The sequence below is a fragment of the Mycobacterium sp. genome, assembly GCF_025965855.1.
Taxonomy (GTDB): Bacteria; Actinomycetota; Actinomycetes; order Mycobacteriales; family Mycobacteriaceae; genus Mycobacterium.
Genome location: NZ_JAOPWB010000152.1, coordinates 1 through 3264, shown reverse-complemented (window position 1 = coordinate 3264; position 3264 = coordinate 1). Strand labels below are relative to the sequence as shown.

Genomic DNA, 3264 nt, shown 5'->3' with positions numbered 1-3264 from the left:
CGATCACGCAGCAAAGCAAGGAATCTGCGCCCATGCCCGTTCAACGCCGAACCGACCTCAGTCACCACCTTGCCGACCGGGATCTGCTCGGTCATTACCCACGCGGTCACCCGCACCACCTGCCGATCGAGATCTGCTCTCCGATCGGCCGACGACACCCACGCATACACCGCAGCTCGTAAGCGTGCTTCGCCCGACACAGACGGGTCGTCGTCCAGCAAAACCAGCCGCCCCACCTTCCGCGCCGCTACCGCCAACAGTCCGGCGCGAAACCAGCAGCACGCAGTCACCCACGTAACACCGCTGCGCCCAGCCCACACCGCCAGATCCATACTTCCGTTCCTACAACACACCACCGACATCAACCGACCACTCAACCCGCAACAGCTGGCAGCCCTATCGGGCTTTCCCCGACCCGGCGACAGCCATCGGGGACGGTCGCTGCGTCGGCGAATTCGCTTCGGAGCCCTGATCGCGGCCCAGCGCAATAGCAGCCGCCGCCATCGCCAAGACCGCGACGGTAAGGACCAGCGCCGCCGGCCCCCGCACCGACAGGTGCTCACCGAGCACGACAACACCGAGCACCACCGCGACGATCGGTTCACCCACCAACATGATCGGTACCGATGCCTGCAACGCACCGGCGTGAAACGCCGCCTGTTGCACCACGGTGAGCGTCGCCGCCAGCGCGACCAGCACATAAAGAGCAGGAGTTGTCAGGAGCCCATGCCACCCGCCCACGGCGAAGCGGTGCGTGCAGATCTTGGTCAAGACGGCGATCATGCCCAGGAGGACCGCCACCGGGACCGCCAGCAGCATGGCGCGGGGGCGGCCACCGACGCGGCGGGCCGCGACGACGCACACGATCACCAGCGGCACCGTCAGCACCAACGCGAGCGTCCACGCCGGCACCGGCGGCCGGTAATGGCCCTCGCGGGGCTGGCCGACGAGCACGAACACAGCCAGGGCGGCGGTCAACAGCGTCGCCCAGCCCCACTCGGCCCAAGTGATGCGCTGGTGGCACAGCCTCGCGCTCATCGGCAATGCGAACAGCAGCGACGACACCAGCAGCGGTTGCACCAAGAGTAAGGATCCGTGGGCCAGCGCCAGTGCTTGAAAGGCGTAACCGGCGACGGCGGCGAGAGTGCCCGCCCACCACAGCGGTTCGCGGATCAGGGTTGTGGCCATCGTCGCCGACATGGCTTTGTCATCCGGAACCCCGCGGGCGACTCGTTGCCGAACGACGATGCCTACCGCGGCCCAAAATGCGGCGAGCAACGCCGACACGATCGCCACAGCGTGCAGCGCGACCCACCCCATGGCCGGGTGGATACCCGGCATTCAAGCGACGCGAAACGACGAACTGCTCAACTCGTGGCAGTTCGACTCGCTGCTCGAAGCCCGCGTGATCATCGAAGACTGGCGCGGCGACGACAACGCCAACAGACCCCACTCCGCTTCGGCGAAGCACTCCAACCGAGTTCGCCTTAGAGTGATGCACGACCCACCAACCCCGAGCCGCCTAGCGACTGGAGCACCCGACGGCCTACTTCGCACAACGCGCCGGCGGGGTCCAGGGAAAGGCAACACGAACATGGCTGACGGGCTGACGCCGCATTTCGAGGAGGTGCAGGCGCACTACGATCTATCTGACGACTTCTTCCGCCTGTTCCTCGACCCCACCCAGACTTACACGTGCGCCTACTTCCTGGGCGAGGACATGACACTGGAAGAGGCGCAGATAGCCAAGATCGACCTCTCGCTTAGCAAGCTGGGCTTGCAGCCAGGCATGACACTGCTTGACATCGGCTGCGGCTGGGGCTCCGCCATGCGGCGAGCCCTCGAGAAATGCGACGTCAACGTCATCGGCTTGACGCTGTCCAAGAACCAGGCTGCCTACGTCGAGCAGCTGCTCGCGGCATCGGATAGCCCGCGTTCCAAGCGGGTGCTGCTCGAGGGCTGGGAGCGGTTTGACGAGCCGGTGGACCGGATCGTGGCGATCGGGCCGTTCGAGCATGTCGGCTATGACCGCTACGCCGCTTTCTTCAAGAGGGCTTATGAGCTGTTGCCGGGCGACGGCACGATGCTGCTGCATACGATCACCGTCCTCTCGGAGAAGGAAATCATCGAGTCCGGCTTGCCGCTAACGATGGAGATAGTCGAATTCAGCGACTTCATGAAAACCGAAATCTTCCCAGGCGGCTTCCTGCCGACCATTCAGATGGTGAAGGAGCACTCGGCGAAGGCGGGCTTCAAGCTGAAGCGTCGCCAATCGCTGCAGCGGCATTACGCCAAGACCCTAGACATATGGGCCGCGTCCCTAGAGGCACACAAAAGCGAGGCCATCGCGATTCAGTCCGAAGAGGTCTACGAGCGGTACATGAAGTACCTCACCGGCTGCGCGGATCTCTTCCGCAAGGGCTACACCGACCTCAACCAATTCACCCTGCGGAAGCAATGATTGTGCCCTGCGAGCGAATTGGGTTGGCACTGCGATCCGCAGGATGACTCGTGGCCTCCTGCCACGCGCCGCGATCTTTTCGACCAGCGTCACCAGGCGGTAATGACGGCCGTACATTCGGCGAATCTCAGCCTGGAGCCGATCCACCGTAAGCCGGGATCCGGTGAACATCCGCGCGTTGCCCCCACGGGTAAACCGCCGTCCCGGTTCAACGGCGCCGGGCCGGCTACCCGACGAACTGCTCAACTCGCGGCAGTTCGACTCGCTGCTCGAAGCCCGCGTGGTCGTCGAAGACTGGCGCTGCGACGACAACGCCAACAGACCCCACTCCGTCCATGGCGAACTCACCCAACCGAATTCGCCCTACAGTGGACCACGACCCACCAACCCCAAGCCGCATAGCGACTGGACCACCAACGGTCGTCCCGACACCGCCGGGGCTGTAATCGATGTACACCGGGTGAGTCAAGAAGAGCAGAGCCCGGTATTCATCACGCCGGACGAAGGTATTGGGAAGTAATCCACGTTGTTGGTGTAGGAGTACAGCGCAGTCGGATCCCCGGGGGCGTAGACGTCAACGGTTGTCCCCGTTGGTAATTCGAAGGGCATGGTTCCCTCCACGCCACCGGAATCGAGTTCCGACAAAACGGTTTAGTGGGCTCCGCCATTGACCGATATCTCAAGGTTGGTGATCGGCGCCCCGGTAAGCGTGGCGATGGGGGTTCCCGTGTTGGGACCGAACTCCAGATAAGGATTCGCCACGGATTCGTTGATGAGGACACCCTGACCGAGGGTGCCCGGCA

At 63.9% G+C, this 3264-nt stretch carries 2 protein-coding genes and 4 pseudogenes; 3 read left to right on the top strand and 3 right to left on the bottom strand.

Annotated elements, in window-relative coordinates; translation table 11 throughout:
• Positions 1-332, bottom strand: a pseudogene (locus JWP83_RS12335) (IS607 family transposase); the annotation flags it as partial.
• Between the two features lie 64 nt (positions 333-396).
• Positions 397-1341, bottom strand: a complete 945-nt coding sequence (locus JWP83_RS12330) for a DMT family transporter (protein ID WP_297730222.1) — start codon at positions 1339-1341, stop codon at positions 397-399.
• Positions 1342-1357: 16 nt separating this feature from the next.
• On the opposite strand from JWP83_RS12330, the pseudogene JWP83_RS12325 reads away from it, so the two are divergent.
• The 3 genes and pseudogenes from JWP83_RS12325 to JWP83_RS12315 form a co-directional block, all read left to right on the top strand.
• A pseudogene (locus JWP83_RS12325) lies at positions 1358-1496 on the top strand (integrase core domain-containing protein); the annotation flags it as partial.
• A gap of 98 nt (positions 1497-1594) precedes the next feature.
• Positions 1595-2461, top strand: coding sequence for a cyclopropane mycolic acid synthase family methyltransferase (locus JWP83_RS12320; RefSeq protein WP_297730221.1), 867 nt, complete (start codon positions 1595-1597; stop codon positions 2459-2461).
• 220 nt (positions 2462-2681) lie between these two features.
• Positions 2682-2863, top strand: a pseudogene (locus JWP83_RS12315) (integrase core domain-containing protein); the annotation flags it as partial.
• A gap of 63 nt (positions 2864-2926) precedes the next feature.
• Here the strand turns inward: JWP83_RS12315 and JWP83_RS31255 are convergent.
• Positions 2927-3223: pseudogene (locus JWP83_RS31255) on the bottom strand (hypothetical protein).
• Positions 3224-3264: the final 41 nt, after the last annotated feature.